Origin of the sequence: Sphaerotilus sp. (assembly GCF_041083715.1) — a bacterium.
In the GTDB taxonomy this organism is placed as follows: Bacteria; Pseudomonadota; Gammaproteobacteria; order Burkholderiales; family Burkholderiaceae_C; genus Sphaerotilus.
Genome location: NZ_JBFPGY010000229.1, coordinates 1 through 2,591 on the forward strand (window position 1 = coordinate 1; position 2,591 = coordinate 2,591).

Here is a 2,591-nt window from a genome sequence, read left to right on the forward strand (position 1 = left end):
CGCCACGCGGCCAGTCCCTCGCCGCCGTTGTCGTGGTTGATGTTGGCGATGAAGGCGTCGCGCTCGCGGTCGAGGTGGGTGGCGAGCGGCAGGACCGCGGCGTCCGCCGACAGCCGCTTCACCGAGGTGATCACGTTCGGTGCGAAATGGGCCAGTGCCGCAGCCAGCGCCAGCGCCTCGTCCAGGGCCTGACCCGGGTCGGTCAGGCGGTTGACCAGGCCAGCGCGCTGCAGGTCGGCCGCGCTGCGCACCTGCGCCAGCCAGAGCCACTCCAGCGCCTGCTGCCGTGGCAGCAACTGCATCAGCGTCTGGACGACGCCGCCATCGGGCGAAGCACCGATGCGGCCGTAGGCCAGGCCGAAGCGGGCGGTGGTGGACGCCACGAGCAGGTCGCAGGCCAGCGCCAGCGAGCAGCCTGCGCCGGCCGCGGCGCCTTCGACCGCAGCGATCACCGGCAGCGGATGCGCCCGCACCGCACGGATCCAGCCGTGCAGCGCATCCACGCGGGCCGCCTGCACGGCGGGCTGGCCACGCACGGCTTCCAGCTGGTTCAGATTCCCGCCGCCGCTGAAGTGCCCGTCCGCACCGGTCAGCACGATGGCGCGCAGCGCGGCGTCGCGGGCGGCGTCATCAAGGGCCGCGACCGCAGCGGCATAGACCGCAGGCGACAGCGCATTGCGGGCGGCAGGGTCGCTCAGCGTCAGTACCAGCGTCCGGTCCTGGCGGGAGATGATCAGTTCGGCAGACATGGTCTTGGGCATGGCCGAAGATTCTGGCACGGAAAAAAGAACGACCGTTCGTTCTTTTCATCGCAATCGGTGGCGGTGAGGTCAGTGTTTACCCGTGTATTCACCGAGGCGGACACGCAGCCGGTCCAGCGCCAGCGCCAGCGTTTCATCGCGCTTGGCGAAGCACAGCCGGGCGATCTGCTGGTCACGTCCATCCGCGTAGAAGGCCGACAGTGGAATGGCGGCCACGCCCACCTCGCGCGTGAGCCACTCGCAGAACGCCGCTTCGCCGAGGCTGGCGATCTCCGGGGCCAAGCCGCTGTAGTCCACGCTCTGGAAATACGTGCCCTCGCACGGCAGCAGCCGCAGCCCGGTGCCGGCCAGCCCGGCGCGGAACAGGTCGCGCTTGCGCTGGTAGAAGGCGCCGAGTTCGAGGTAAGGCGCCGGGTCGGCCATGTAGGCAGCCAGCGCATGCTGCATCGGTGTGTTGACGGTGAAGACGTTGAACTGGTGCACCTTGCGGAACTCGGCCATCAGCGGCGCCGGTGCGGCGACGAAGCCGATCTTCCAGCCGGTGACGTGGTAGGTCTTGCCGAAGCTGGAGATGAGGACGCTGCGCGCGGCCAGCTCGGGGTGGCTGGCGACGCTGAGGTGCGCGGCGCCGTCGTAGACCATGTGCTCGTAGACCTCGTCGGACAGCAGCAGGAGGTCGGTCGGGCGCAGCAGGTCGGCGAGCTGCTGCTGCTCGGCGGCGGTCCAGACCGTGCCGGTCGGGTTGTGCGGGGTGTTGACGAGGATGGCCCGGGTCTTCGGGCCGATCGCGGTGGCGATGGCCGCGAAGTCGGGGCGGAAGGTGCCTGTCGTCAGCGGGACGTGCACGGCGGTGGCACCTGCCAGCACGATGCTCGGGTCGTAGCTGTCATAGCACGGGTCGAGCACGATGACCTCGTCGCTCGGGTGCACGAGCGCCAGCACGGCGGTGATGATGGCCTGTGTGGCGCCTGCCGTCACCGTCACCTCGGTGGCGGGGTCGTAGCGGTGGCCGTAGAGCGCCTCGACCTTGGCCGCGATGGCCCCGCGCAGTGCCGGGATGCCGGCCATCGGCGGGTACTGGTTGTGGCCGGCGTCGAGCGCGTCCTTGACCGCCTGCATCAGCCGCGGGTCGCCGTCGAAGTCCGGGAAACCCTGGCCGAGGTTGACCGCGCCGCACTGCGTGGCCAGCGCCGACATGACGGTGAAGATGGTGGTGCCGACCTGGGGCAGGCGGCTGGTGACGGCGGGGGTGCGGGCGGTGGCGGTCATGGGATGGCGCGCGTGGGTGGTTTCAGAGGCCGTCGCTGGCGGGGCGGTCGGCGGCGAGGCCGAGCATGGCGCGCTCGATCAGCGGGCGGGTGAGCTGGTCGGACAGCAGTTCGGCGAAGGTGTAGACGAAGTTGCGCAGGTAGGCGCCGCGCTTGAAGGCGATGCGCGCGACGTTCGGTCCGAACAGGTGACCGACGGGGCGGGCGATCAGGTCGCCGCCCGGGCCGCACAGCGGATCGTCCGTCACCGCCATCTCGGCGACGATGCCCACGCCCAGCCCGAGCCGCACGTAGGTCTTGATCACGTCCGAGTCGATGGCCTCCAGCACGAAGTTCGGCTTGAGCTGGCGCTGCTCGAAGGCGGCGTCGATCTTGGAGCGTCCGGTGAATGACGGGTGGTAACTGATCAGCGGCTCGGCGGCGATCTGCTCCAGTGTCAGCCGCTCGATGCGCGCCAGCGGATGGGCGACCGGCACGACCACGACGTGGCGCCACTCGTAGCACGGCAGGGTGACGAGTTCGTCGTACTGCGTCAGGCGCTCGGTGGCCATGCCGATCTCGG

General features: G+C 70.1%; 3 protein-coding genes. All 3 read right to left on the reverse strand.

Annotation, left to right across the window (positions count from 1 at the left end; genetic code table 11):
• Nucleotides 1–749: oxepin-CoA hydrolase, alternative type (locus AB3X43_RS10110; protein ID WP_369429722.1), on the reverse strand; the 749-nt coding region annotated here is incomplete at its 3' end.
• An 81-nt stretch (nt 750–830) separates the two neighbouring features.
• The gene (locus AB3X43_RS10115) at nt 831–2,030 is read right to left on the reverse strand and encodes a pyridoxal phosphate-dependent aminotransferase (RefSeq protein ID WP_369429720.1); all 1,200 of its coding nucleotides are present in this window, start codon (nt 2,028–2,030) and stop codon (nt 831–833) included.
• A gap of 22 nt (nt 2,031–2,052) precedes the next feature.
• Nucleotides 2,053–2,591: LysR substrate-binding domain-containing protein (locus tag AB3X43_RS10120; protein WP_369429721.1), on the reverse strand; the 539-nt coding region annotated here is incomplete at its 5' end.